Consider the following 24,087-nt stretch of genomic DNA (forward strand, 5'->3'; position numbering starts at 1 on the left):
GCCCCACGGTGTCCAGTTTGGGCCCGACATTTGGCCGTGGAGCGATGACCAACTCCTGGACCGACATCAAGAATACCGACCTTGTCATTGTCATGGGCGGCAATGCCGCCGAAGCGCATCCCTGCGGCTTCAAATGGGTGACCGAGGCGAAACACCATCGCGGCGCCAGGCTGATCGTGGTCGATCCCCGATTCACCCGCACGGCATCGGTGGCCGATTACTATGCCCCGATCCGTCCGGGCAGCGACATCGTGTTCCTGATGGGCATGATCCGCTGGATGATCGAGAACGACAAGGTTCAGTGGGATTACGTCCGCAACTATACCAACGCCTCCTTCCTGGTGAAGGACGAGTTCGGCTGGTCCGACGGGCTTTTCACCGGCTATGACGAGGAAAAGCGCGACTATGACAAGTCGTCCTGGGACTACAAGATGGGCGAGGACGGCTTCGTCCAGACCGATCCCACGCTTCAGGACCCGCGTTGCGTCTGGAACCTGCTGAAGGCCCATGTCGACGCCTATACGCCCGAGATGGTGGAACGCGTCTGCGGCACGCCTGCGGACAAGTTCCTCCACATCGCCGAAATGATCGGCGAATGCTCGACGCCGACCAAGACCATGACCTCGATGTATGCGCTTGGCTGGACGCAGCATTCCAAGGGCGCGCAGAACATCCGCAGCATGGCGATGCTGCAGCTGATCCTGGGCAATATCGGCGTCCGGGGTGGTGGGATGAACGCGCTTCGCGGCCATTCCAACATCCAGGGCCTGACCGATATCGGCCTGATGTCGAACCTGATCCCGGGATATCTGAACATTCCCACGGAAAAGGAAGCGGACTGGGCGACCTATATGTCCACCCGCGGGTTCAAGCCGATCGTGCCGGGCCAGACCAGCTATTGGCAGAACTATTCCAAGTTCATGGTCAGCTTCATGAAGTCCATGTGGGGCGACGCGGCGACGCCGGAAAACGACTGGGCCTATGACTATCTGCCGAAACTCGACGTGCCTGCCTATGACGCGATGCGCATGTTCGAGATGATGAACAACGGCAAGGTGAACCTGTATTTCTGCCAAGGCTTCAACGCGCTTTTGTCCTTCCCCAACCGCGACAGGATGACCGAGGCGTTTTCCAAGCTGAAGATGCTGGTGGTGATGGATCCGCTGACCACGGAAACTTCGCATTTCTGGCAGAACCACGGCATCCATAACGACGTGGCTACGGCATCCATCCAGACCGAGGTTCTGGAACTGCCCACCACCTGCTTTGCCGAGGATGAAGGCGCCCTGGTCAACTCGGGACGCTGGCTGCAATGGCACTGGGCGGGGGCGACCCCCCCGGGCGAGGCCAAGCACGACACCTGGATCATGGCGCAGATCTTCCAGCGGGTGAAAAAGCTCTATCAGGACGAGGGCGGGGTTTTCCCCGAACCGATCCTGAACCTGACCTGGGACTATGCCGACCCGCTGGAACCCATGCCGGACGAGTTGGCAAAGGAAATGAACGGCCGTGCGCTGTCCACCGTCTATGACCTCAATGACCCGACCAAGGTCGTGGCCGAGGCCGGGCAGCAGTTGTCGAACTTTGGCCAGTATCGCGACGACGGATCGACCATGGGCGGTTGCTGGATCTATGCCGGCAGCTGGACCGAGGACGGCAACATGATGGCGCGTCGGGACAATAACGATCCCGACAACACCGGCACCTTTTCCAACTGGTCCTTCTCGTGGCCTGCGAACAGGCGGATCTTGTATAACGCTGCCTCCTGCGACCCGCAGGGCAAGCCTTGGGATCCGTCGCGCAAGATCATCGAATGGACGGGCGAGAAATGGGAAGGCTATGACGTGCCGGACATTCCGGTCACGGCAAAGCCGGGCGAGGTCCATCCCTTCATCATGAACCCGGAAGGCGTGTCGCGCCTGTTCAGCCGGGGCATGATGCGGGACGGTCCCTTCCCCACGCATATGGAGCCGTTCGAATCGCCGGTTGCCAACGTGTTCAACCCCAGGATGCGGGGCAATCCGGTGGCGCGGGTCTTCGAAAGCGTGGCCGACCAGTTCGCGGATATCGGCGATCCCGGTTTCCCCTTCGTCGCGACCTCCTATCGCCTGACCGAGCATTTCCATTACTGGACCAAGCACAACCCGGTGAACGCCGCGTTGCAGCCCGAGTTCTTCGTGGAAATCAGCGAGGAACTGGCAGCCGAACGGGGCATCGCCCGTGGCGGCCGCGTCCGGGTCTGGAGCAAGCGGGGCGAGGTCTGGGCCAAGGCCCTTGTGACCAAGCGGCTGCGGCCGATGCAGGTGGATGGCAAGACCGTCCATGTCATCGGCATTCCGCTGCACTGGGGCTTTGTGGGCGCGGCGCGCAAGGGCTTTGGCCCGAACAGCCTGACCTCTCGGGTTGGTGACGCGAACGTGGAAACGCCGGAATTCAAGGCCTTCATGGTCAATATTGAACCCGCAGCAGAGGAGCCGGTGGCATGAGCGAGACCGCGCCCCAACCCACGACCGCGGCGGCGAACCCGCCGGTGCAACCCATGGCGTCCAACCTGCTGCCGTCCGACGTGGTCCGAATCTCGGCCACGCTGGACGTGCCGCAGCCGGATCGGCAACTGACCAAGGTCGCCAAGCTGATCGACGTGTCCAAATGCATCGGCTGCAAGGCGTGTCAGTCGGCTTGCATCGAATGGAACGACACCAAGCCCGAGGTCGAAACCAACGTGGGGGTTTACGAAAACCCCCACGACCTGACGCCCAACATGTTCACCCTGATGCGCTTTGCCGAATGGGTGAACCCGGAAACCGACAACCTGGAATGGCTGATCCGCAAGGACGGCTGCATGCATTGCGAGGATCCGGGCTGCCTCAAGGCTTGCCCGGCGCCCGGCGCCATCGTGCAATATTCCAACGGCATCGTCGATTTCATCCACGAGAACTGCATCGGTTGCGGGTACTGCGTGACCGGCTGCCCCTTCGACATCCCGCGCATCAGCAAGGTCGATCACAAAAGCTATAAATGCACGCTGTGTTCGGACCGTGTTGCGGTGGGCCAGGGACCGGCCTGCGCCAAGGCCTGCCCGACCGAGGCCATCGTCTTTGGCACCAAGGACGACATGATCGCCCATGCCAATGAACGGGTCGCGGACCTGAAATCGCGCGGCTATGACAATGCGGGCATCTATGACCCGGCAGGGGTCGGCGGCACCCATGTCTTTTACGTGCTGCACCATGCCGACAAGCCCGCGATCTATAACGGCTTGCCGGAAAACCCGCGCATCTCGCCCGTGGTCGAAGGTTGGAAGGGCGTGACCAAGACCGCCGGGCTTGCGGTCCTGGGGGTTGCGGCCGTGGGCGCGGCGATCCACGGGATCTTCGCCCGCGCCAACCGCGTCGACGAACACGAGGAAAAGGCCGCCGAAAGGCTGGTCGGTTCCGGCCCGGATGACAGGGGGGCCGTCTGATGGCGCGCCCCTATTATTCCGAACCGGGCGACCGGATCGAATCCACGAAACCGGTGACGGTCAGCCGTTACCGGGGTTTCATCCGGGCGAACCACTGGGTCACCGCGATCTCGCTGATCCTGCTGCTGTTGTCGGGCCTGGCGTTCTTCCACCCGTCGCTGTATTTCCTGACAGGCCTTTTCGGCGGCGGGCAGACGGCACGATGGCTGCACCCGATCATCGGCGTGGTGCTGTTCGTCAGCTTTTTGGTCATGTTCATCCAATTGTGGCGCCTCAATATGCCCAAGCCCGAGGACAGGACCTGGGTCGCCCAGATCGGCGACGTGGTGAAGGGCAACGAGGAAAACCTGCCCGAGCTTGGCAAGTACAATGCCGGGCAAAAGATGATCTTCTGGTCCATGACGATCCTGATCGTGGTGCTGATCGTGTCCGGCATCATGATCTGGGAACAGTTCTTCGGCGAGCTGGTCAGCATCCCCACCCGCCGCTGGGCTGTCCTGATCCATGCGCTTGCGGCAGTGGCGATCATCCTGGTGTTCATCCTGCACGTTTATGCGGCCTTCTGGACCCGCGGCACGCTGCGGGCCATGACCCGGGGCACCGTCACCGGCGGCTGGGCTTATCGCCATCACCGCAAATGGCTGCGCGAACTGGCTGGACGCCGCCAGAACGGCCCCGCAGAATAAGGCACAAGTGGCCGGTCCGGCCCGGAGATTAGATGAGCACGACCATCCAGCCCGACCCCTCGGCCATCGGCGGCGTCCCAACGGCGCCGCTGGCTTTTTTGCCAAACCCGGCGGCGGTCTTTGACAAGCGCGCCGGGCGGTTCGCCTTTCTGGCCGATCACGGCGGCAACCTGGCCCCCTATCTGCGGTTCCTGGGCGACCTGACGGCGTTGCAGGCGCGGCTGGCCCGCGAACTGCCGCCCGTGGCGCCCATCCCGGCGGATCGGGTGGACCTTGCCCGGTCCAGCCGGATGCCCCCCATAGACCGCGCCGCCATGGGCCGGGACGAAGGGATGCACGCCACGCTGGACCGCTTTCTGGCGGATGCCGCCAGCCTGACCATGCCCGAAGCCGCCCGGCTGGCGCTGTCCGCCGTGACGGCTGCGGGCATCGCGGACCGGCACTGGCTGCTGGACAACATCCTGTCCGACAAGATCCCCGATGACAGCGCCGCGCCGCACCTGTTCGTGGCCGCCGCCGTGCAACTGCACCTGGCGCGGCTGGCCGCCACGCTGGACGCGGCAAAGCTGGTCAAGATCAGGACCGGCACCTGCCCCACCTGCGGCGGGCGCCCCGCGACGTCGGCGGTCGTGGGGGGTGCTGCGGGGATCGAAAGCACCCGCTATGCCACGTGCGGATGCTGCGCGACCCAGTGGAACGAGGTTCGCGTGACCTGCCTGTGCTGCGGCACCACCAAGGGCATCAGCTATCGCAGCGTCGAAACCGACGAGGCGACGGTCAAGGCCGAGCTGTGCAGCGAATGCAATTCCTGGGTCAAAATCTTGTATCAGAACAAGAATGCCAGCCTGGACCCGATTGCCGACGACGTGTCCAGCCTGGGCCTGGATATGCTGATGAAGGGCACGGATTTCCGGCGCGGCGGCTTCAACCCGTTCATCGCGGGGTACTGATGGCGGGGTTTCGCGCCCTGCCCTCGGTCGATCAGGTTCTGCTGTCCCCGATGGGCCAGGCGCTGATCGACGGCCATGGCCGCGCGGCGGTCACGACTGCGCTCCGCAACCGGCTGGATGCCGCGCGGACGGCAATCCGCAACGGCGCCGACGGCGAGACCGAGGCCGCGCGCCTGCCCCACCTGCTGGCCGCCGACCTGGCGTCCGCCGCGCGGTCCAAGCTGCGCCCGATGCTGAACCTGACGGGCACCGTCCTGCACACCAACCTGGGCCGCGCCATCCTGGCCGAGGAGGCCATCGCCGCCGCATCCGCCGCCATGGCCGCCCCCCTGGCCCTGGAATTCGACCTGGACAGCGGCGGGCGCGGGCAGCGCGACGACCATCTGCGCGGGCTGTTGTGCGAATTGACGGGGGCCGAGGACGCGACGATCGTCAACAACAACGCCGCCGCCGTTCTGATCGCGCTGAACACATTTGGCCAGGGGCGGGGGGCCATCGTGTCGCGCGGCGAGTTGATCGAGATCGGCGGCGCCTTTCGAATGCCCGACATCATGGCCCGCGCCGGCGCCCGTCTGGTCGAGGTGGGCACCACCAACCGCACCCATCCCCGCGATTATCAGGACGCGATCACGGCGGATACAGGCCTGATCCTCAAGGTCCATACCTCGAACTACCGGATCGAGGGGTTTACCGCCGAAGTCCCTGCGCCCCGGCTGGCGCAGATTGCCAGGAAGGCGGGCGTTGTGCTGCTGAACGACCTGGGATCGGGGTCGCTGGTCGATCTGGGCACCTGGAGCCTGCGAAGCGAACCCACCGTGGCCCAGGCGGTGGCCGAGGGCGCGGACCTGATCACCTTTTCGGGTGACAAGCTCTTGGGCGGGCCGCAGGCGGGATTCATCGTCGGGCGCAAGGAGCTGATCGCGCAGATCAACAAGAACCCGCTGAAACGCGCGCTGCGGCTGGACAAGATCCGCATCGCCGCGCTGGAGGCCACGCTGCGCCTTTACCGTGACCCGGACCGGCTGGCCGAACGCCTGCCCACGCTGCGATACCTGTCGCGCCCGCAAGCGGAGATCGCCGCCCGGGCCGCGCGCCTGGCCCCGCAGGTGGCCGCGCTGCTGCCGGGCTTCGCGGTGACCGCCACGGATTGCGCCAGCCAGATCGGGTCGGGGTCGCTACCCACGGACACGATCCCTTCTGCCGGGCTGCGGATCACGGGACCGGGCGGCGATGCGCCCGACCGTCTGTCGGCCCGGCTGCGCGCCCTGCCCTGCCCGGTCGTCGGCCATATCCACGGCGGCGCGCTGATCCTGGATCTGCGCTGCCTGGATCGGGACGAGGATCTGCTGGGGGCCCTGTCGGCATGATCGTCGGCACGGCGGGGCATATCGACCACGGCAAGACGGCCCTGGTCAAGGCGCTGACCGGCACCGATGCCGACCGCTTGGCCGAGGAAAAGGCCCGCGGCATCACGATCGACCTGGGCTTTGCCTATGCCGACCTGGGGGCCGGGTCCGTAACGGGCTTTGTCGACGTTCCGGGCCATGAACGGCTGATCCACACCATGCTGGCGGGCGCGGGCGGCATCGACATGGCGCTGCTGGTGGTGGCCGCCGATGACGGCGTGATGCCGCAGACGCGGGAACATATCGCGATCCTGGACCTGCTGGGCATCGCGCGCGGCATTGTCGCGCTAACCAAGGCCGATCTGGCGGACCCGGCGCGGCGCGATGCAGTCGCCGCCGGGACCCGCGAGGCCTTGGCAGGCACCGCCCTGGCCGATGCGCCGGTCCTGCCGGTCTCTTCGCTGACCGGCGAAGGCATCGACGCCCTGCGCCAGGCGCTGATCGCCGCCGAAACGGACACCGCCGCCCGCCATGCCGACGGCCCGATGCGGCTGGCCGTGGACCGCAGCTTTACCCTGTCCGGCGCGGGCACGGTCGTCACCGGCACGGTGCTGACCGGGCGCGTGGCCGTGGGCGATTCCGTGGTGATCAGCCCGCGCGGCCTGCCTGCCCGCGTGCGCGCCATCCACGCCCAGAACCGCCCTGCGACCGAGGGCATGGCAGGCCAGCGTTGCGCCCTGAACCTGGCGGGCGAGGCGATCAGCAAACAGGCCATCCATCGCGGCGACGTTGTTCTGTCGCCCGCGCTGCACGCACCAACCGACCGCATCGACGCCTGGCTGACCGTGCTGGCGGGGGAACCCAGGCCCATCGGCACCTGGTTTCCCGCCCGCCTGCACAGCCACGCGGTTGAAACCGGCGCACGCATCGTCCTCCTGGGCGATCCCATCCAGCCGGGCAGCAGCGGCCCGGTCCAGATCGTTCTGGACCGGCCCATCGCGGCGGCGGTGCATGACCGCTTCATCCTGCGCGACGTGTCCGCCAGCCGGACCATCGGCGGCGGGCGCTTTCTGGACCTGCGCGCCCCGGCCTGCAAGCGCCGCACGCCGGACCGGCTGGCGCTGATCCATGCCGCGCGGGCCGCCGCCCCCGGTGCGGCGCTGTCCGCGATGCTGGCCGTGGCGCCGGTCGAACTGACCCCCTTCGCCCGCGACCGCAGCCTGACGCCCACGGCGCTGTCGAATGCCGTTCGCAGCGCGGCAGCCGTTCCCATCGGCGACCTGGCATTGGGCCGCGACAGCCTGGACAGCCTGCGACGGCAACTGGCTGAAACCTTGTCCCTGTTCCACGACGACAATCCCGACCTGCCCGGCCTGGGCCGCGAACGCCTGCGCCTGGCGTTGCAGCCGCGCCTGCCCAAGGATGCCTTCCTGACCTTTCTGCGCACTGAAGCCGCGCAAGGCGGCATCGTGCTGGACGGCGCCTTTGTCCGCCTGCCCGGCCACGAGGTCCGCCTTTCCCCCGAGGACGAGGCCCTGTGGGACCGCATCGCCCCCGCCCTGGGGGGCGACGCCCGTTTCCGCCCGCCCCGCGTGCGTGATTTCGCGGCCGACCTTGGCATCGACGAAAAGGACGTGCGCCGCGTGTTGCGCCTGACGCAAAAGCTGGGCCGCACCGACCAGATCGCGCATGACCATTTCTTCGCGCGCGAGGTCACGGCGGAAATGGTCGCAATCATCGAGGACGTGGCAGCCAGCTCGGCAGACGGCTGGTTCACCGCCCCCGCATTCCGCGACCGGGTCCAGAACGGCCGCAAGGTCGCCATCGAGATCCTCGACTTTTTCGACCGCCACGGCCTGACCTTGCGCCGGGGCGATTTGCGTCGCATCAACCCTCATCGTGCCGACCTGTTCGGCACGGATGGAAGGGAATCGTCCCCGGTGGGGCGGCCGGACTTCAAATCCGGTTGGGGCAGCGAGACTGTCCCGGGTGGGTTCGACTCCCATTCCCTTCCGCCAACATCCGAAGGCCTGCCATGAGCGATACCGATTTTGACGACTGGCTGCGGGCGACATTCGCCGAAACGCAGGGTTTCACGCTGCTGATCGTCCTGGTGGGCATTGGCGGAGGACGGATCGACTTATTGAAGTCCACGCATCTTCACGTGATCGGCGACGACATCGACTGGCCGCAGATGGTGGATCACCTAGACGGTTCGGGCGTGCCCTGGGACGGGGTCGCCCTGTTCCGGGCGGGCCGCGAGGGGCTGGTGGCCGACAACATCGCCAGCGACCGGCTGGACCAGCTTGTCCGCGCGCTGAACGGCGACCGGACGCTGATCCGCGACGGCGAGTTCTTCAACCGCGACGGGCTGCGCCTGCGGCTGGACGACGCGGAACCGCAGGTGCCGATCCTGAACTGATCAGCAGCTTTGGGCGACCGGTTCCGCCCGCCCTGCCAGATCCAGCCCGCGCACGGTGGGCGGATGCCAGGTGGGCGAGGTTGCAAGCGCGCCTTGGGTGTTGGTGCCCAGATGCGATCCGCCAAGGCCCCCGCTCCACCCGCTGCTGCCGGCATTGTTGGCATCGGTGGCATTGGCGCCGGGCTGCGGGGCGGTTGCGGGCTGGGCCACCGTGTCGCGGGCGGGACAGTCGCCTTCGCCCGACTGGCCCTGGACCTGGGTCTGTTCGGCCGGGGCTGCGGGCGCGGCGGCGGGCGCGGTCGGGGCGGTCTGCGCCCAGCCTGCGCTGACGGCCAGAAGGCTGGTGGCAAGAATGGCGCTGATGCGGGTCATGATGGACACCTGGGCGTTAGGGGGATGCCTTGCAAACGCCCCGCCCGCCGCGCGGGTTCCGGGACCGGCGCCCGCAATCCGCTTGCAGCGGCGCGCCCCCGCGACTAGAAGGGCGGGAATTTTTCAGGCCGCCCCCGCGGTGGCGGCCCTATGCCATGAGGACGATGATGCAGGTCAAGGAAACCCAGAACGAAGGTCTCAAGCGGGGCTACCAGTTCACCCTGCCGGCTGCGGATCTGGCCGCCACAGTCGATGCCAAGCTGAAGGAAGCCCAGCCCGAAGTCGAGATGAAGGGCTTTCGCAAGGGCAAGGTTCCGATGGCCATGCTGAAGAAGCAATTCGGCCCCCGCATCCTGGGCGACGCCATGCAGGACGCCATCGACGGCGCGCTCAAGTCGCACCTGGACACCTCGGGCGACCGTCCCGCGACCCAGCCCAAGGTCGAGATGCAGAACGGCGAAGGCTGGAAGGAAGGCGACGATGTCGTCGTCAACGTGTCCTACGAGGCCCTGCCCCCCATCCCCGAGGTGGACCTGTCCGGTCTGACGCTGGAAAAGCTGTCCGTCCCGGCCGAGGACGCGGCCATCACCGAGGCGCTTGAGAACCTGGCGAAATCCGCGCAATCGTTCGATGACCGCACGGCAGGCAGCCCGGCCGAGAATGGCGACCAGGTCGTGATCGACTTCAAGGGCTTCGTCGATGGCGAGGCTTTCGAGGGCGGCGCGGGCGAGGATTATCCGCTGGTGCTGGGTTCGAACAGCTTCATCCCCGGCTTCGAGGATCAGCTGGTCGGCGCCAAGGAAGGTGACGACGTGACCGTCACCGTGACCTTCCCCCAGGAATACGGCGCCCCGCATCTGGCGGGCAAGGAAGCCACCTTCGAGTGCAAGGTCAAGGCCGTGAAAGCCCCCCAGGCCGCCGAGATCGACGACGAACTGGCCAAAAAATTCGGCGCCGAGGATCTGGACGGTTTGAAAAAGCAGATCGCCGGTCGTCTAGAACAGGAATATGCCGGTGCAGCCCGCGCGATCCTGAAACGCTCGCTCCTGGACCAGCTGGACGAGAAGGTGAAGTTCGACCTGCCCGAATCGCTGGTCGAGGCGGAGGCCCAGCAGATCGCCCACCAGCTGTGGCACGAGGAAAACCCCGAGGTCCACGACCACAACCACGGCAGCATCGAGCCGACCGAGGAACACAAGACGCTGGCCGAGCGCCGCGTGCGCCTTGGCCTGTTGCTGGCCGAGATCGGACAGAAGGCCGAAGTGACCGTTACCGACCAGGAAATGACCCAGGCCGTGCTGCGCGCCGCCCGTCAGTATCCGGGCCAGGAACGCGCCTTCTTCGAATTCGTCCAGCAGAACCAGGCCGTGCAGCAGCAGTTGCGCGCCCCGATCTTCGAGGACAAGGTCGTCGATCACATCACCGAACAAGCGCAGGTCACCGAAAAATCCGTGACCAAGGAAGAACTGGAAAAGGCCGTCGAGGCCCTGGACGAACTCTGATCGTCCCTTTCCACTGAAACAGAAAGGCCGCGCCATCCTGCGCGGCCTTTTCGTTGGCGGCGATCTTGTGACGCCCGCCCCTGCCCCCTATCTTGCGGCCATGTCAGCACAACTCCACCTTATGAAGCTTTGCGTCGGGGCCGAAGGGCCGGACGATCTGGTCCACTGGCAGCGTCGTTTCGGCGATGGCCATGCCGTCCATGTGACCCGGATGTGGCCCAAGCGCGAAGGCGAATTGCTGGCCGGGGGGTCGATCTTCTGGGTGTTCAAGGGCGTCATGCTGGCCCGCCAGCGCATCGTGCGGCTGGACGAACACCGCCACGACGATGGCATCCGCCGCTGCGCCCTGATCCTGGACCGGGAACTGGTGCCTGTCACCGCCGTGCCCCGCCGCCCCTTCCAGGGCTGGCGCTATCTGCACGCCCAGGACGCCCCTGCCGACATGGTCCGGGGCCGCGAAGGGGACGTGGCATTGCCCCCGCAGATGGCGGCGGCGCTTGCGGAAATGGGGCTTGTCTGACGGCTTGACGCGGCCTTTTCCATCGTTTAGCCAAGGCGCCATGCGGGTGTAGCTCAATGGTAGAGCAGCAGCTTCCCAAGCTGAATACGAGGGTTCGATTCCCTTCACCCGCTCCAATCCCCTTGCAAGATCAGGCGGTCCCTTCAGGGCATCTCGACCGGCCGGACGCATGAAAAAGCCGCGGACGATCCGCGGCTTGTCGCTTTCCCGATCCTGTCCCGATCAGAACCCGAACGAGAATTTCCGCACGATGCCCAGCCGCAGCGCGGGCTGGTATTCGTCCTGCACGACGGGCGAATCCCCGGCATCGCCGATCAGCTTGCCGTATTCGACCTCGCCCACCAGGGCGACGTTTTCGGTCACGGCATAGCGGGCCGCGAAGCTGATTGCGGCCATGTTGAAGCCGCCGCCGATGTCGTACCCGGGGCGGCCGGGAATGGCCTCGGCAGGAGTCACGCCGAAGTAGGTTCCGTTGTAATCGCCGTCGCCATAGCCCAGCGACAGGCCTGACGACAGGATCAGGCGGTCCGACAGTTCGGTGCGATAGCTGGCGCCGATCTCGCCCGTCAGCCCCTCGTGCCCATCGAAGCCTTGGCGCACCGCACCAAAGACGACCAGAGGGCCGGTGCCATAGCTGACCCGCAGCCCCAGCTCATAGGCCGCGTCGATGTCGTCCATGCCTGCCAGATCATCGCTGTCCGACGCCTCGCGTTCGCCCACCGTGCCGAAGGACGGCGAGATGGCAAAGCCTTCGCGCAGGTCGCTGCCCGGCTGGTCGAACCCGGCATTGCGCCAGATCAGCCAAGGCCCGGCCTCGGCATCGTCGGAACCGGGATAATCGGGTCCGACATTCACACCGACCCCCAGATCGACCGAGAACTCGCGGCCGGCAAAGCCGAAATCCTGCGCGAATGCACCCGTGGCAGCGGATACGGCAAGAACGGCCAGGGCCAGCGTGTTTTTCATGGTCGGATCCTTCAGGGGGTCGGCGGAATGTAGATGTTACATGAGGCGAATCGCGGTTCCGCACAAGGCGGCGCGCGCCAATCGTTAATGATCGCCCGGCGGGCGGCGCATTTGGGCAACAGCCCCTAGGCGCGTTCCGCCCCTTCCAGGTTTTCAAGCACGCTCATCCAGATTTCCTCGGCGCGCGCCATCGCCTGCACGGCCTCGGCACGCTTGGCGGACCAGCGTTTCGCCTCGTAGGGGTCGTTGTAAAGCGCGGGATCCGCCAGCTTCACATCCAGCTTTGCCAGCATATCGGCCAGTTTTTGCACGCGCTCCTCGGCGCGGCGCGCTTCGGACCGCAGGGCCAGCACCGCGTCGCGCGACGGGCGCTTCGGGGCGGGTTTGGGCGCCTCGACCACTTTCGGCTCGTCCCCGCTCAGCAGGAACCGGCGATAATCGTCCAGGTCGCCCTCATAGGGGGCCACAGCGCCGTCCTTGACCAGCCACAGCCGGTCCGCCACCAGCCCCAACAGGTGCATGTCGTGGCTGACCAGCACCACCGCGCCGGTATAGTCGTTCAGCGCCTCGGTCAGCGCCTCGCGCGATTCGATGTCCAGGTGGTTGGTCGGCTCGTCCAAGATAAGCAGATGCGGCGCGTCGATGGTGGCGATCAGCAGCGACAGCCGCGCCTTTTGCCCGCCCGACAACTGGCCAACCTTGGTTTCGGCCTGCGCCTCCATCAGCCCGAAACCGGCCAGCCGGGCTCGCTGCTTGGCCTGGCCTTCGTGCGGGCGCAGGCTGCGGATGTGATCCAGCGGCGTTTCGTCCAGATGCAGTTCGTCCACCTGATGCTGCGCGAAATAGCCGATGCGCAGCTTGCCGGATCGGGTCAGTTTGCCCTCCATCGCGGGCAGGCGTTCCGCCAGCAGCTTGGACAGCGTGGATTTCCCCTGCCCGTTGCGGCCCAGCAGCGCGATCCGGTCGTCCTGGTCGATGCGCAGGGTCAGCTTGCGCAAGACCGCGCGCCCGTCATAGCCGACGCTGGTGCCCTCCATCGCCACAATCGGGGGCGACAGTTCCTCGGGCTGGGGAAAGCCGAAGCGGAACAGCTTGGCTTCCTCGGGGGCGGTGATCGGCTCCATCTTGGCCAGCATCTTGACGCGGGCCTGGGCTTGGCGGGCCTTGCTGGCCTTGGCGCCGAAGCGGTCCACGAAGCCTTGCAGATGGTCGCGCCGGGCCTGCTGCTTCTTCGCCTCGGCGGCCTGCAGGGCGCGGCGTTCCGCGCGCATCCGGGCGAAATCATCATAGCCGCCGGTATACAGCGTCAGCTTGCGCGCTTCCAGGTGCAGGATATGGCCCACGGCGCGGTTCAGAAGGTCGCGGTCGTGGCTGATGATGATCACGGTGTGCGGATAGCGCGCCAGATAGTTTTCCAGCCACAGCGCGCCTTCCAGATCCAGATAGTTGGTCGGTTCGTCCAGCAACAGCAGGTCCGGCTGCGCGAACAGCACGCCCGCCAAGGCGACACGCATCCGCCAGCCGCCGGAAAAGTCGCTGGTGGGCCGCGCCTGGTCGGCGGTGGAAAAGCCCAGGCCATCCAGGATGGAGGCCGCCCGCGCCTCGGCCGACCAGGCGTCGATGTCGGCCAGCCGGGTCTGGATGTCGGCGATCCGGTGCGCGTCCGTGGCGGCGTGGCTTTCGGCCAGCAGCGATGCACGTTCCTTGTCCTCGGCCAGAACGGTTTCCAGGACCGAGGTGGCGGTTCCCGCCGCCTCTTGCGCGACGCCGCCGATGCGCGCGCGGCTGGGCAGGCTGATGTCGCCGCCATCAAGACCCAGTTCGCCCCGGATCAGCCGGAACAGCGTGGTCTTGCCCGCGCCATTGGGGCCGACAAGGCCGACCTTGTGGCCTTCGGGAATCGTGGCCGAGGCGCCCTCGAACAAGGGGCGGCCCTGGATGGAATAAGAGATATCGTCGATGCGTAACATGGGCGCGGCATGGCCGATGCGGGGGGCGGCGTCAAGCTGGCATGGCCGCGCCTTGCCCGGGGCTTATCCGATACGGGGGTTAGGCGTCAGTTCGCCGGTTCCGCCGGGGCTGCCGTACCGGGCGCCGCTTCGACAGGCTGCGGAACGGTATCCGTGGCTTCGACGGCCGCCTCGGCTGCCGTCTCGGACGTGTCGCGCCCGGACAGCACCATGAAGGCAACCATGATCAGAAATCCGGCGGGGATCAGCGCGTAGAGCAGCGAGCGGGGCATACCGCGACTGGGCTTGGGTTCGGTGGCCATGAGAAGGTTCCTTTCGGGTGTCGGGGGGATAACAGCGGAAAGGACCAAGAAGTTTCAGAACGCCTGGGGATGTCCCCAAGGCGGTTGAAGAAGCCTGGTCGGTCGGCCCGGTCGGACATTGCCGCAACGACCTTCGGTTTATCAGTTCGCCGCAGCTTCCTGCTTCTGCTGTTTCAGCGGCGATGCGTCACAAAGGTAATTCCGCGCAGATGATCCTTCGAAAAGGCAACAAAAAAGCCCCGCCACCCGGCGAGGCCCCTTCTTCATTCCAACCGCAGATCAATACCGCGAAGCCATTGCCGACAGCGGCAACGGCACGATCTTGTCGGCGTTGCCGGCCGTGCCGAAAGCCTCGAAGCGGTCCTTGCAGACCTGCGACATCATCTGCATCGCGGGTTTCAGATACTTGCGCGGATCGAACTCGGACGGTTCTTCCGAAAAGACCTTGCGGATCGCGGCGGTCATGGCCAAGCGGTTGTCGGTGTCGATGTTGACCTTGCGCACGCCGTGCTTGATGCCGCGCTGGATTTCCTCGACCGGGACGCCCCAGGTCGGCTTGATGTCGCCGCCATAGCTGTTGATGATCTGCTGCAGATCCTCGGGGACGGACGACGAGCCATGCATCACCAGATGGGTGTTGGGCAGGCGGGTGTGGATTTCCTCGATCACGTGCATCGCCAGGATGTCGCCATCGGGCTTGCGCGAGAACTTGTAGGCGCCGTGCGAGGTGCCCATGGCGATGGCCAGCGCGTCCACCTTGGTGTCGTTGACAAAGCGCACGGCCTCGTCCGGGTCGGTCAGAAGCTGGTCGTGGCCCAGTTGTTCGGTCGCGCCGTGGCCGTCCTCCTGGTCGCCCATGCCGGTTTCCAGGCTGCCCAACACGCCCAGCTCGCCTTCGACGGACACGCCGCAGGCGTGCGCCATCTGCACCACCTGGGCGGTCACGTCCCGGTTATAGTCGTAATCGGCGGGCGTCTTGCCGTCGGCTTTCAGCGAGCCGTCCATCATCACGCTGGTAAAGCCGTTCTGGATCGCGGTGGCGCAGGTCGCCAGGCCGTTGCCGTGGTCCAGATGCATGCACAGCGGAATGTCCGGAAAGGCGCGGGCAAAGCCCTGGATCAGCCCCGCCAGCACTAGGTCGTTGGCATAGGCGCGCGCGCCTCGGCTGGCCTGCAGGATCACCGGCGATTTCGTCGCCTGCGCTGCGGTCATGATCGCCAGACCCTGCTCCATGTTGTTGATGTTGAAGGCGGGGACCGCGTAGCCATTCTCGGCCGCGTGGTCGAGAAGCTGGCGCAGGGTAATCATAGCCATGTCGTTATCCTTCGGTGGGTTCGGCCAGATAGCCGAGGATCGTCTCGACCTCGTCCTTAGCGCCGAATATCAGGGGCGTCATGTCGTGTACCGCTAACGGTTTGCGATAACGGATGGGCTGCGTGCCGTCGGATGCCAGCCCGCCCGCCTGTTCGACCAGAAAGGCGATGGGCATCGCCTCATAGACCAGCCGCAGCTTGCCGTTTCCGTACCCGGGGCGCCGGTCGGCGGGATAAAGGAACGCCCCCCCGTTCAGCAGGATGCGGTGCAATTCCCCCACGGCGGCGGCCAGCCAGCGCATATTGTAATTCTTGCCCAGCGGCCCGTCCCGGCCTGCGCGCAGATCGGCGACCCAAGCCTGCAGCCCCGGCACCCAGTGGCGTTCGTTCGAAGCGTTATAGGCTATGGTGGATGCCATAGGCTTTAGCGTGACATTTTCGCGCACCATGCGGAACTCGCCCGCCTCGTCGTCCCAGCCAGCGATATGGGTGCCGTCGCCCAGCGACCAGCCGAAATCCATCGAATGCCCGAAGCTGGCATAGCCCGCAGCCACCACCGCTTCACCCGTGCGCAGAAAGCCTTCGGGCGCGGCGGGAAGGATGGAAAACAGCATACCCAGGGGCGCGCCGATGCCAATGCTGCCCGATCCGTCGATGGGGTCCATCGCCACGTCCCAGGCGCCGTCGGGGTTGAGGGGAATGACCGCCTCGGCTTCCTCGGACAGGACCTGGCGGACACCGGCGCGACGCAGCACCTCGATCATGTGGTGATGGGCGCCCACGTCCAGCGCCTTCTGCTTGTCGCCGGTGTCGTTGACGCCCACGATCTCGGTCGGGTCGCCGTGCAGGCGTCCCGCGGCCAGGCGCCGCATCAGCGGCAGTTGCGCCTCGGCAATCGCACGGACAATGGCGGCGGGGCCTTCCCCTCTCAGCACATGCGACAGCAGGCGGCCCGTGGCCGGGCCGTCGTTCGGCAGTTTCAGCATCCCTCAGGCCTTGTTGTATTTCGAATCGACCGCGTCGATGGCATCCACGTTGCCTGCGGACTTGCCGGCCTTGTCGAAGTTCTGGGTCTCGGCCAGCCAGGCATCGGCGATGGCCTTGGCCAGTTCCGGGCCGATCACGCGCGCGCCCATGGTGATGATCTGGGCGTCGTTCGACAACGCGGCGCGGGTGGCGGAATAGGTGTCATGGGTCAGCGCGGCGCGGATGCCCGGCACCTTGTTGGCCGCGATGCAGACGCCGATACCAGTCCCACAGACCAGGATGGCGCGGTCAAAGGTGCCGTCCTTGACTTGGCTTGCCACCCGGTCCGACAGGTTGGCATAGAAGGCGTCGGGGCCTTCGTCGGTGCGGCTGATTTCTGACACCTGGTGCTTGTCCTTGAGGTGGTCGGCCAGAACCTTGGCCAGCCCCTCGCCCGCGCTGTCGCCTGCGATTGCCAGTTTCATTGCTTGTCTCCGATGGTTGCGGCGCAGCGCGCCAGGATGTCGAGATAGCCGTCCACGTTCCAGGCGGACCGGCCGATGAACAGCCCGTCGATATGCGGGCAGGAATTCAGTTCCTCGCAATTGCCCGGATTGACCGAGCCGCCGTAAAGGCAGGGCACGCGGCGCCCCAGCACGTTCTGCGCGACCGCGACGATCTCGGCCTGCCGCGCATCGGCATAGTCGGACGTGGCGGGGATCCCGTTAACGCCGATGGCCCAGACAGGTTCATAGGCCAGCAGGATCGTGGCGTTCTTCTGGTCGCCTGTCAGCTTGCCAAGTGCGCCGCGCACCTGCATTTCCAGCACGTCTTGCGCGCGGCCGGATTCGCGTTCGGCCAGCGTCTCGCCGATGCAGATCAGGGGGATCAGCCCGTGGCGGACCGCGGCCTCAGTCTTGAGGCCTACGGTCTCGTCCGTTTCGCCGAAATGCTCGCGCCGTTCGCTGTGGCCCAGTTCCACGATGTCGAGGTTGCAGTCGCGCAGCATCACCGGGCTGATCTCGCCCGTCCAGGCGCCCTCGTCGGCCCAGTGCATGTTCTGCGCGCCGACCTTCACGGATGTGCCTGACAGCCATTCCTTGACCTGCCGCACGGCGGTGAAGGGCGGGATCACGAAACGCTGGATGCGCGGGTCGCGGTCCCTGTCGGCGGCGGCCAGGCCTTCGGCAAAGACGCGCGCCTGATCCAGCGTCTTGTTCATCTTCCAGCTTGTGCCGATCCAGAAATCCGTCATGCGCTCAATCCCTTGCAATGGTCAGCCGCAGCCCGGCCCGCTCGATCGCGGCGCGATCATGGGGCGCAGGGGCGGCGTCGGTGATGATGGCGTCGAAGTTGGTCAGGTCCGCCAGCGCGTGCAGCGCGGACCGGCCGAAGCGAGTGTGGTTGACCAGCAGCACCGTCCGGTCGGCGGCAGAGATCATCGCGCGCTTGGCGCGCACCGCCGCGTCGTCCATGTGGAACGCCCGCAGCCCGGCCACGGCAGGCGTGGAAATAAAGGCCAAATCCGCGCGCAGCCGCGACAGCGCATCCTCGGTCACGACGCCGAAGAAGCCGTTGAACTTGGCGCTGTAGGTGCCGCCAAGCGCGATCAGCGTCACGCGCGGCGCGTCCTTCAGCCGGTCGATCACGGCGGCGTTGTTGGTGATGACGGTCAGGGGGGCCTTGTCCGTCAAGCTGGCGCCCAGCAGCGCGGCCATGGACCCGTCGTTGACCATCACGGTCATGCCGGGTTCCACCAAATCCAGCGCGGCGCGGGCCATGCGGGCCTTGGCATCAGAGTCCTGCAATGCACGGATGCGAAAGTCGCTTTCGAACTGGGTGCCCGCCTCGATGGTGGCGCCGCCGCGCACCTTGCGCAGCAGACCCGCCTGTTCAAGGTCGTCCAAGTCGCGGTGGATGGTCATGCGCGACACGGCGAAACGGTCGGCCAGATCGTCCAGATCCACGGCGCGGGCGCCGACCAAAAGGTCCATGATGGCCTGCCTGCGTTCGTCGCGCTTCAACCATGCCTCCTGCGTTGGGGCGGTTGTAACACCGCCCACCGAAATCGCAACATGATTTTTGTGACATTGTGATGGGCTTTTGTGATTATCGTTGTGATCCGTGCCGGTCCGCGTTATTCACCCCCAAACCGTCGGAGGACCATATGCCCCTAGATTCGCCCAAAGACCCCAAGATCGCGGCCAAGGCCGGACTGGATCCGCAGAACTTCGCGCTGGCCAACTGCATCCGCGCGCTGTCCATCGACGCGGTGAACGCGGCGAATTCGGGCCATCCGGGCGCCCCCATGGGCATGGCCGACGCGGCCACGGTGCTGTTCCGCAACCACCTGAAGTTCGACGCCAAGAACCCCGACTGGCCGGATCGCGACCGCTTCGTGCTGTCGAACGGCCACGCGTCCATGCTGCTCTATTCCCTGCTGCACCTGACGGGCTATGAGGACATGACGCTGGAGCAGGTCAGGAACTTCCGCCAGTGGGGATCCATCACGGCGGGCCACCCGGAATACGGCCATGCCAAGGGGATCGAGACGACGACGGGCCCGCTGGGCCAGGGTCTGGCCACGGCGGTGGGCATGGCATTGGCGGAACGGCGGCTGGCGGCAGAATTCGGTGACGATCTTGTCGATCATCACACCTATGTCTTCACCGGCGACGGCTGCTTGCAGGAGGGCATCGGGCAGGAAGCCATCAGCCTTGCGGGCCATCTGGGCCTGGGCAAGCTGATCGTGCTGTATGACGACAACGACATCACCATCGACGGCCCAACCTCGATCAGCTTCTCCGAGGATGTGCCCGCGCGCTTCCAAGCCTGCGGCTGGCACGTCGAGAGCTGCGATGGCCACGACGGCAAGGCGCTTGATGCGGCCATCGCGGCGGCCAAGGCGGAAACCGGCAAGCCCTCGCTGATCGCGATGAAGACGGTGATCGGCTTCGGCTCGCCCAACAAGGCGGGCAGCTATTCGGTCCATGGATCGCCCCTGGGCAAGGACGAGGCCGCGCTGACCCGCGAGGCGATCGGCTGGCCGCACGAGGCCTTCGTGATCCCCGAGGAACTGCTGTCGGAATGGCGCAAGATCGGCACCCGCGGCGCCACCGCCCGCGAAGCATGGGAAGCGCGTCTGGCGGGCAAGTCCGCCGAGGTCCAGGGCGAGTTCAACCGCCGCCAGTCGGGCACCTTTCCCGAAGGCTATGACGCCGCCGTCAAGGCCGCCCGCGACGCGCTGTTCGCGGAACCCAAGAAGGCCGCGACCCGCAAGGCCAGCCAGATGGCGCTGGAGCCGCTGACCGCCGCCCTGCCGGAAATGATCGGCGGTTCGGCCGACCTGACCGGGTCGAACCTGACCCGCGTCAAGGCCGTGGACAGCCAGTACACGCGCGAGGCGCCGGGCCGCTATATCGGCTATGGCGTGCGCGAATTCGGCATGTGCGCCGCGATGAACGGGATCAACCTGCATGGCGGCTTCATCGCCTATGGCGGGACGTTCCTGGTCTTTTCGGACTATGCCCGCAACGCGATCCGCCTGTCGGCGCTGATGGGGGTCGGCACGATCTTCGTGATGACCCATGACAGCATCGGCCTGGGCGAGGACGGCCCGACCCACCAGCCGATCGAGCATCTGGCGTCCTTGCGCGCCATCCCGAACCTGACGGTCCTGCGCCCCGCCGACACGGTGGAAACGCTGGAAGCCTGGGACATCGCGATCCGCAACCGCAACGTGCCCTCGCTGCTGGCCCTGTCGCGCCAGGACGTGCCGCAGCTGCGGACCCAGGCCGGGGACGAGAACCTGACCGCCAAGGGCGCCTATGTGATCCGCCAGTTCGGCGAAGGCCGCGACGTGACGGTGATCGCCACGGGGACCGAGGTGCAGCTTGCCGTTCAGGCCGCCGAAACGCTGCACGGCCAGGGCCTGGCCGTCGCCGTGGTGTCGATGCCGTCGTGGGAACTGTTCGACGCGCAGCCCGAGGATTACCGCAAGGCGACCCTGGGCGACGCGCCGCGCATCGCGGTGGAAGCGGCGGGCAAGTTCGGCTGGACGCGCTATGTCGCGTCCGAGGAGGACGTGATCGGCATGACCGGCTTTGGCGCATCCGCGCCCATCGACCGGCTGTACCAGGAGTTCGGGATCACGGCGGATGCCATCGTCGCCCGCGCGAAGGCATTGACCGGCAAGTAACCGGCCAGGGTGCGTGGGAAACCACGTACCCTACCCCCCCGAACCGTAGGGTGCGTGCTTCGCACGCACCTTGCCTATTGGTGGGCCAAGGCCCCCGCCGTCGCCTCATCCGTGATCAACCCGCGCAACCGGCCGCTTTTCAGGGCGGCGCGGATCGCCTGCACCTTGTCGGCCCCGCCCGCGATCACCACCACGCGGCTGTCGCCCGGATCGTCCAGCGATGCCGACAGCGTGCGCGCCGACAGCGTGGTGTCCAGCACATGGCCCTGGGCATCGAGGAAATGGCCCATCATCTCGCCCACCCCCCCTGCCGCGCGGATTTCGTCGATCTCTCGCGGCTCTATCATGCCGGATGCGACCAGTTGCGCGCCGGGATCGACCGTGCCCATGCCCACGAACTTCAGCCCCGCGCCATTGGCCAAGTCGAAAATCTCGCGCACGCCCGGTTGCGCCAGCAGCACCGCGCGGTCGGTTTCCGAATTGGCAAAGAACGGCACCGGCAGGACATAGGCCTGCGCGCCGGTCTTTTCGGCCAGCCGGTGCATCACGTCATGGCGGTTGGCCGAGTAGTTCCGCGTCAGCCCGCCCAGCAGCGACACGAAATGCGTGCCGTTCGCATCGAAGCGCGGCAGTTCCCCGACCGCTGCGGCCAGCGTGCGGCCATGGCCCAGGCCGATGACGCGATGTTCGCCCCGTTCGATTTCCCGGCGCAGAAAGCCGGCCCCTGCCAGGCCCAGGGCGCGCAAGGGGATCCCATCCTCGCCCAGATCCGGGGCAACCTCGCAAAAGGCCAGCCCGTAGCGCTTGCACAGCCGGTCCTCCAACGCCGCGCATTCGACAATGGCGCCGTCGATGGAAACCTTGACCGCGCCGTCGGCCACGGCGCGCGCGATCAGCCGATGCGCCTTGACGCCCGTGACGCCCAGCCGCTTGGCGACCGCAGCTTGGGTCAGCCCGCCCGCGTAATGCAGCCAGGCCGCGCGGGTGGCGAGGCTTTTTTCCGGGTCGATCCCGCCATGCCGCGCCATCAGCCCGCCTCCTCCATGATGCGGCGCAACTCGTTTTCAGTCAGCGCCACAGGGTTGGCCTTCATCGAGGACGAGGTTGCCGCCGCCTCGGCTGCGGCGGTCTGCGCTTCGGGACCGATGCCAAGCGCGCTCAACGCCGGAAGGCCCGCGCGATGGGACCAGTCGGCAAGCGCCCGCGTGGCCTCGGGCATCGAGGCGAAGGGCGTGTCGAAACCCGCACCGATCCAGCGGGCCACCTGATCCAGGCGATCGATGGCACCCGGATCGGTCGCGGCGCGGCGGTTTGCCATCAACACATGGGGCAGCAGCGCACCGCAGATTGCGCCATGGGGGGCGCCGGTCAGCCCGCCCAGCGGCCCGGCAAGGCCATGGACCGCGCCCAACCCGGCATTGGCAAGCGCCAACCCGCCGCAAAGGCTGACCCAGGCCATCTCGTCCCGGGCTGCGGGATCTTCATCCTCCATCAACCGCCGGATCGCGGCCAGCCCGCGCGGGATCGCATCGCGGCACAGCGCATCGGTCAGCGGATTGGCGCGGGTGCAGACGAAAGGCTCGATCACCTGGGTGATGGCATCGAGGCCCGAGGCCAGCGTCACCGCGCGCGGGCACCCGTCGGTCAGCGCCGGGTCCACGATCGCAAGGCGCGGCAGCATCCGCGCGTCGCGCAGGCTGACCTTGCGGCGCTGTTCCGGCACGCCGATCACGGCGTTGCGCGTGACCTCGGCCCCCGTGCCGGCGGTGGTGGGAATGGCGACAAAGGGCAAGGGCGGGTTGTCCAGCGGCAGACCCTGCCCCACGACCTCAAGGTGATCCAGCATCGGGCGCGTGGCGGGGACAAGGGCGGCAATGGCCTTGCCCGCGTCGATCACCGCGCCCCCGCCCAGGGCCACGACAACATCGGCCCCCTGTGCCGCGCGGATGCCTTCCTGGATCAAGGGAACGTCCGGTTCTCGCGGGACGGCAAAGCCCGTGATTTTGCAGCCCTGCGCTGTCAGCGCATCGGCCAACCACCCCGCCCGGCCCGCGTCGCGGCCATGGACCAGCAGCACCCGTTGGCCCATGCCCGCGATCCGCGCCGCCGCGACAGCCGCCTGGCCCCTGCCGAACAGGATCTCGGTCGCGGTGGCAAAGGCGAAGGGCGCGACCATCAGACCCTCAGATCCCCGGCGCCGCTGTCGATATGCGGCGCCCAGAAGGCTACGCTCTCGGCGATCTGGGCGATCACCTGCCGGTCGTTCGGTTCGCGTTCCTTGAAGGACAGTTCCAGGCAGATTTCGTTGTCCACGGCCCCGCCCTGGGCCAATGCCGCCAGAAGGGGTTCCGGCTGGATCGCACCCTTGGCATTGTATTCGGCGGTGAAGGGGCGATGGCCCGACTTGTCCATCATCGACTGCTTGATGTGGATGATCGGGCTGACCTTGGGCACCGCGCGCGCCCAGGCATAGGGGTCGGTGTCGTCGGGGTCGGGGCTGGTCACGTCGCCATGGTCGATATCGGCCATCATCCACATCGGCACGGCCATGTTTGCCGCCGTCAGCCGGTCCTGCAACTCCATGCAGGCGGCGATGGTTTCGCCGAATTCGCGCCCCACGCTCATCGGTTCCCAGAAGACATAGGACAGACCGGCGGCCTTGGCGTGGTCCGCGACCTCGGCCCAGCAGTCGATGGCGGTCTGGATCAGCGCCTCTCGCCGCGCGGGATCGTCGTAATCCTGATAGGTGAAGATCGCGAACTGCGTGCCGACCGAGGTGCCGCCAAGGTCGCCGATGATGTCGGCGAAGGTCTTGAACCAGTCCACATAGTACCTCCGCACGTCCCGGTCGGGGTGGCCGAAATGATTGAGCCGCCCGTAGGGTCCGGTCATGCCGCTGGTGACGCGCACGCCGGTGCGGTCCAGCGCGGCAGCGATCTGGCGGGTCAGGCGCCGGATCACCGGGGCGGGCCAGCCTGGGTTGATGAATTCATGCGTCAGTTGCAGGTCGCGGATGCGCAGGTCACGCGCCACCGTGTCGATCAGGTCGTCGGGATCGGCAAAGCGGTTGACCAGCGGGTTGGTGTTCAGCGAAAGCGTCAGGGCCATGGC

At 66.6% G+C, this 24,087-nt stretch carries 21 protein-coding genes, 2 tRNA genes and 1 pseudogene; 12 read left to right on the forward strand and 12 right to left on the reverse strand.

Going from position 1 to position 24,087, the window contains the following annotated elements:
* Positions 1-8 precede the first annotated feature (8 nt).
* The 8 genes and pseudogenes from fdnG (at position 9) to Q5701_RS03235 (ending at position 8,867) form a co-directional block, all read left to right on the forward strand.
* Positions 9-2,486, forward strand: coding sequence for a formate dehydrogenase-N subunit alpha (gene fdnG / locus Q5701_RS03200; RefSeq protein WP_507185106.1), 2,478 nt, complete (start codon positions 9-11; stop codon positions 2,484-2,486).
* Entirely contained in the window at positions 2,483-3,463 is a 981-nt protein-coding gene (gene fdxH / locus Q5701_RS03205) for a formate dehydrogenase subunit beta (protein ID WP_306753718.1), read from the forward strand. The genes fdnG and fdxH overlap by 4 nt, the downstream gene beginning before the upstream one ends.
* The gene (locus Q5701_RS03210; RefSeq protein ID WP_306753719.1) at positions 3,463-4,149 is read left to right on the forward strand and encodes a formate dehydrogenase subunit gamma; all 687 of its coding nucleotides are present in this window, start codon (positions 3,463-3,465) and stop codon (positions 4,147-4,149) included. Before fdxH ends, Q5701_RS03210 begins: the two co-directional genes overlap by 1 nt.
* Positions 4,150-4,181: 32 nt before the next feature.
* Positions 4,182-5,099, forward strand: a complete 918-nt coding sequence (gene fdhE, locus Q5701_RS03215; protein ID WP_306753720.1) for a formate dehydrogenase accessory protein FdhE — start codon at positions 4,182-4,184, stop codon at positions 5,097-5,099.
* The gene (gene selA, locus Q5701_RS03220) at positions 5,099-6,466 is read left to right on the forward strand and encodes an L-seryl-tRNA(Sec) selenium transferase (RefSeq protein WP_306753721.1); all 1,368 of its coding nucleotides are present in this window, start codon (positions 5,099-5,101) and stop codon (positions 6,464-6,466) included. The genes fdhE and selA overlap by 1 nt, the downstream gene beginning before the upstream one ends.
* Positions 6,463-8,271, forward strand: a pseudogene (gene selB, locus Q5701_RS03225) (selenocysteine-specific translation elongation factor); the annotation flags it as partial. The gene selA and the pseudogene selB, both read left to right, overlap by 4 nt.
* A 96-nt stretch (positions 8,272-8,367) precedes the next feature.
* A tRNA-Sec gene (locus tag Q5701_RS03230) sits at positions 8,368-8,463 on the forward strand.
* Positions 8,464-8,480: 17 nt separating this feature from the next.
* The gene (locus Q5701_RS03235) at positions 8,481-8,867 is read left to right on the forward strand and encodes a hypothetical protein (protein ID WP_306753722.1); all 387 of its coding nucleotides are present in this window, start codon (positions 8,481-8,483) and stop codon (positions 8,865-8,867) included.
* Here Q5701_RS03235 and Q5701_RS03240 read toward each other — a convergent pair whose 3' ends face one another.
* On the reverse strand, positions 8,868-9,239 hold the full coding sequence (locus tag Q5701_RS03240; RefSeq protein ID WP_234853495.1) for a hypothetical protein: 372 nt from the start codon (positions 9,237-9,239) through the stop codon (positions 8,868-8,870).
* 167 nt (positions 9,240-9,406) lie between these two features.
* Between Q5701_RS03240 and tig the strand changes: the two genes are divergently transcribed.
* From tig to Q5701_RS03255, 3 genes are all read left to right on the forward strand, one after another.
* Positions 9,407-10,741, forward strand: a complete 1,335-nt coding sequence (gene tig / locus Q5701_RS03245) for a trigger factor (protein ID WP_306755330.1) — start codon at positions 9,407-9,409, stop codon at positions 10,739-10,741.
* Between the two features lie 100 nt (positions 10,742-10,841).
* Positions 10,842-11,261: a DUF1489 family protein gene (locus tag Q5701_RS03250; protein WP_306755331.1), complete on the forward strand. Its 420-nt coding sequence runs from the start codon at positions 10,842-10,844 to the stop codon at positions 11,259-11,261.
* Positions 11,262-11,303: 42 nt separating this feature from the next.
* A tRNA-Gly gene (locus Q5701_RS03255) sits at positions 11,304-11,377 on the forward strand.
* 106 nt (positions 11,378-11,483) lie between these two features.
* Here the strand turns inward: Q5701_RS03255 and Q5701_RS03260 are convergent.
* The 8 genes from Q5701_RS03260 to Q5701_RS03295 all read right to left on the reverse strand — a co-directional run bounded on the left by Q5701_RS03260 (position 11,484) and on the right by Q5701_RS03295 (position 18,802).
* Positions 11,484-12,227 (reverse strand): MipA/OmpV family protein, encoded by a 744-nt coding sequence (locus Q5701_RS03260; RefSeq protein ID WP_306753724.1) that lies wholly within the window; start codon positions 12,225-12,227, stop codon positions 11,484-11,486.
* A 125-nt stretch (positions 12,228-12,352) separates the two neighbouring features.
* Positions 12,353-14,197: an ABC-F family ATP-binding cassette domain-containing protein gene (locus tag Q5701_RS03265; protein WP_306753725.1), complete on the reverse strand. Its 1,845-nt coding sequence runs from the start codon at positions 14,195-14,197 to the stop codon at positions 12,353-12,355.
* A gap of 86 nt (positions 14,198-14,283) precedes the next feature.
* Positions 14,284-14,499: a hypothetical protein gene (locus Q5701_RS03270; RefSeq protein WP_234853499.1), complete on the reverse strand. Its 216-nt coding sequence runs from the start codon at positions 14,497-14,499 to the stop codon at positions 14,284-14,286.
* 279 nt (positions 14,500-14,778) lie between these two features.
* The gene (fba, locus tag Q5701_RS03275; protein ID WP_234853500.1) at positions 14,779-15,813 is read right to left on the reverse strand and encodes a class II fructose-bisphosphate aldolase; all 1,035 of its coding nucleotides are present in this window, start codon (positions 15,811-15,813) and stop codon (positions 14,779-14,781) included.
* Positions 15,814-15,817: 4 nt separating this feature from the next.
* The gene (locus Q5701_RS03280) at positions 15,818-16,798 is read right to left on the reverse strand and encodes a class 1 fructose-bisphosphatase (RefSeq protein WP_306753726.1); all 981 of its coding nucleotides are present in this window, start codon (positions 16,796-16,798) and stop codon (positions 15,818-15,820) included.
* 3 nt (positions 16,799-16,801) lie between these two features.
* Positions 16,802-17,263, reverse strand: coding sequence for a D-erythrulose-4-phosphate isomerase (gene derI / locus Q5701_RS03285; protein ID WP_306753727.1), 462 nt, complete (start codon positions 17,261-17,263; stop codon positions 16,802-16,804).
* A complete protein-coding gene (locus Q5701_RS03290) occupies positions 17,260-18,033 on the reverse strand; it encodes a triose-phosphate isomerase (RefSeq protein WP_306753728.1) in 774 nt (257 codons plus the stop codon). The genes derI and Q5701_RS03290 overlap by 4 nt, the downstream gene beginning before the upstream one ends.
* A gap of 4 nt (positions 18,034-18,037) precedes the next feature.
* Positions 18,038-18,802, reverse strand: coding sequence for a DeoR/GlpR family DNA-binding transcription regulator (locus tag Q5701_RS03295; protein WP_306753729.1), 765 nt, complete (start codon positions 18,800-18,802; stop codon positions 18,038-18,040).
* Between the two features lie 143 nt (positions 18,803-18,945).
* On the opposite strand from Q5701_RS03295, the gene tkt reads away from it, so the two are divergent.
* Positions 18,946-20,976, forward strand: a complete 2,031-nt coding sequence (gene tkt / locus Q5701_RS03300) for a transketolase (RefSeq protein ID WP_306753730.1) — start codon at positions 18,946-18,948, stop codon at positions 20,974-20,976.
* A gap of 74 nt (positions 20,977-21,050) precedes the next feature.
* Here tkt and Q5701_RS03305 read toward each other — a convergent pair whose 3' ends face one another.
* Genes Q5701_RS03305 through Q5701_RS03315 form a run of 3 tightly spaced genes read right to left on the reverse strand, consistent with a single transcriptional unit; the run spans position 21,051 to position 24,084 of the window.
* The gene (locus Q5701_RS03305) at positions 21,051-22,004 is read right to left on the reverse strand and encodes a sugar-binding transcriptional regulator (RefSeq protein ID WP_306753731.1); all 954 of its coding nucleotides are present in this window, start codon (positions 22,002-22,004) and stop codon (positions 21,051-21,053) included.
* Positions 22,004-23,152: an iron-containing alcohol dehydrogenase gene (locus tag Q5701_RS03310; RefSeq protein WP_306753732.1), complete on the reverse strand. Its 1,149-nt coding sequence runs from the start codon at positions 23,150-23,152 to the stop codon at positions 22,004-22,006. The genes Q5701_RS03305 and Q5701_RS03310 overlap by 1 nt, the downstream gene beginning before the upstream one ends.
* Positions 23,152-24,084 (reverse strand): sugar phosphate isomerase/epimerase family protein, encoded by a 933-nt coding sequence (locus Q5701_RS03315; protein ID WP_306753733.1) that lies wholly within the window; start codon positions 24,082-24,084, stop codon positions 23,152-23,154. Before Q5701_RS03315 ends, Q5701_RS03310 begins: the two co-directional genes overlap by 1 nt.
* Between the last annotated feature and the right edge of the window lie 3 nt (positions 24,085-24,087).

It is taken from the genome of Paracoccus actinidiae (assembly GCF_030863885.1).
Classification (GTDB): Bacteria; Pseudomonadota; Alphaproteobacteria; order Rhodobacterales; family Rhodobacteraceae; genus Paracoccus; species Paracoccus everestensis.

Coding starts and splice junctions, on each gene's coding strand:
- Q5701_RS03270 (WP_234853499.1), bottom strand. CDS start 14,499: ATGGCCACCGAACCCAAGCCCAGTCGCGGTATGCCCCGCTCGCTGCTC.
- tig (WP_306755330.1), top strand. CDS start 9,407: ATGCAGGTCAAGGAAACCCAGAACGAAGGTCTCAAGCGGGGCTACCAG.
- Q5701_RS03235 (WP_306753722.1), top strand. CDS start 8,481: ATGAGCGATACCGATTTTGACGACTGGCTGCGGGCGACATTCGCCGAA.
- Q5701_RS03280 (WP_306753726.1), bottom strand. CDS start 16,798: ATGCTGAAACTGCCGAACGACGGCCCGGCCACGGGCCGCCTGCTGTCG.
- Q5701_RS03260 (WP_306753724.1), bottom strand. CDS start 12,227: ATGAAAAACACGCTGGCCCTGGCCGTTCTTGCCGTATCCGCTGCCACG.
- Q5701_RS03210 (WP_306753719.1), top strand. CDS start 3,463: ATGGCGCGCCCCTATTATTCCGAACCGGGCGACCGGATCGAATCCACG.
- selA (WP_306753721.1), top strand. CDS start 5,099: ATGGCGGGGTTTCGCGCCCTGCCCTCGGTCGATCAGGTTCTGCTGTCC.
- Q5701_RS03290 (WP_306753728.1), bottom strand. CDS start 18,033: ATGACGGATTTCTGGATCGGCACAAGCTGGAAGATGAACAAGACGCTG.
- fdhE (WP_306753720.1), top strand. CDS start 4,182: ATGAGCACGACCATCCAGCCCGACCCCTCGGCCATCGGCGGCGTCCCA.
- Q5701_RS03310 (WP_306753732.1), bottom strand. CDS start 23,152: ATGGTCGCGCCCTTCGCCTTTGCCACCGCGACCGAGATCCTGTTCGGC.
- Q5701_RS03305 (WP_306753731.1), bottom strand. CDS start 22,004: ATGGCGCGGCATGGCGGGATCGACCCGGAAAAAAGCCTCGCCACCCGC.
- Q5701_RS03315 (WP_306753733.1), bottom strand. CDS start 24,084: ATGGCCCTGACGCTTTCGCTGAACACCAACCCGCTGGTCAACCGCTTT.
- derI (WP_306753727.1), bottom strand. CDS start 17,263: ATGAAACTGGCAATCGCAGGCGACAGCGCGGGCGAGGGGCTGGCCAAG.
- fdxH (WP_306753718.1), top strand. CDS start 2,483: ATGAGCGAGACCGCGCCCCAACCCACGACCGCGGCGGCGAACCCGCCG.
- Q5701_RS03250 (WP_306755331.1), top strand. CDS start 10,842: ATGTCAGCACAACTCCACCTTATGAAGCTTTGCGTCGGGGCCGAAGGG.
- tkt (WP_306753730.1), top strand. CDS start 18,946: ATGCCCCTAGATTCGCCCAAAGACCCCAAGATCGCGGCCAAGGCCGGA.
- fba (WP_234853500.1), bottom strand. CDS start 15,813: ATGGCTATGATTACCCTGCGCCAGCTTCTCGACCACGCGGCCGAGAAT.
- Q5701_RS03265 (WP_306753725.1), bottom strand. CDS start 14,197: ATGTTACGCATCGACGATATCTCTTATTCCATCCAGGGCCGCCCCTTG.
- Q5701_RS03240 (WP_234853495.1), bottom strand. CDS start 9,239: ATGACCCGCATCAGCGCCATTCTTGCCACCAGCCTTCTGGCCGTCAGC.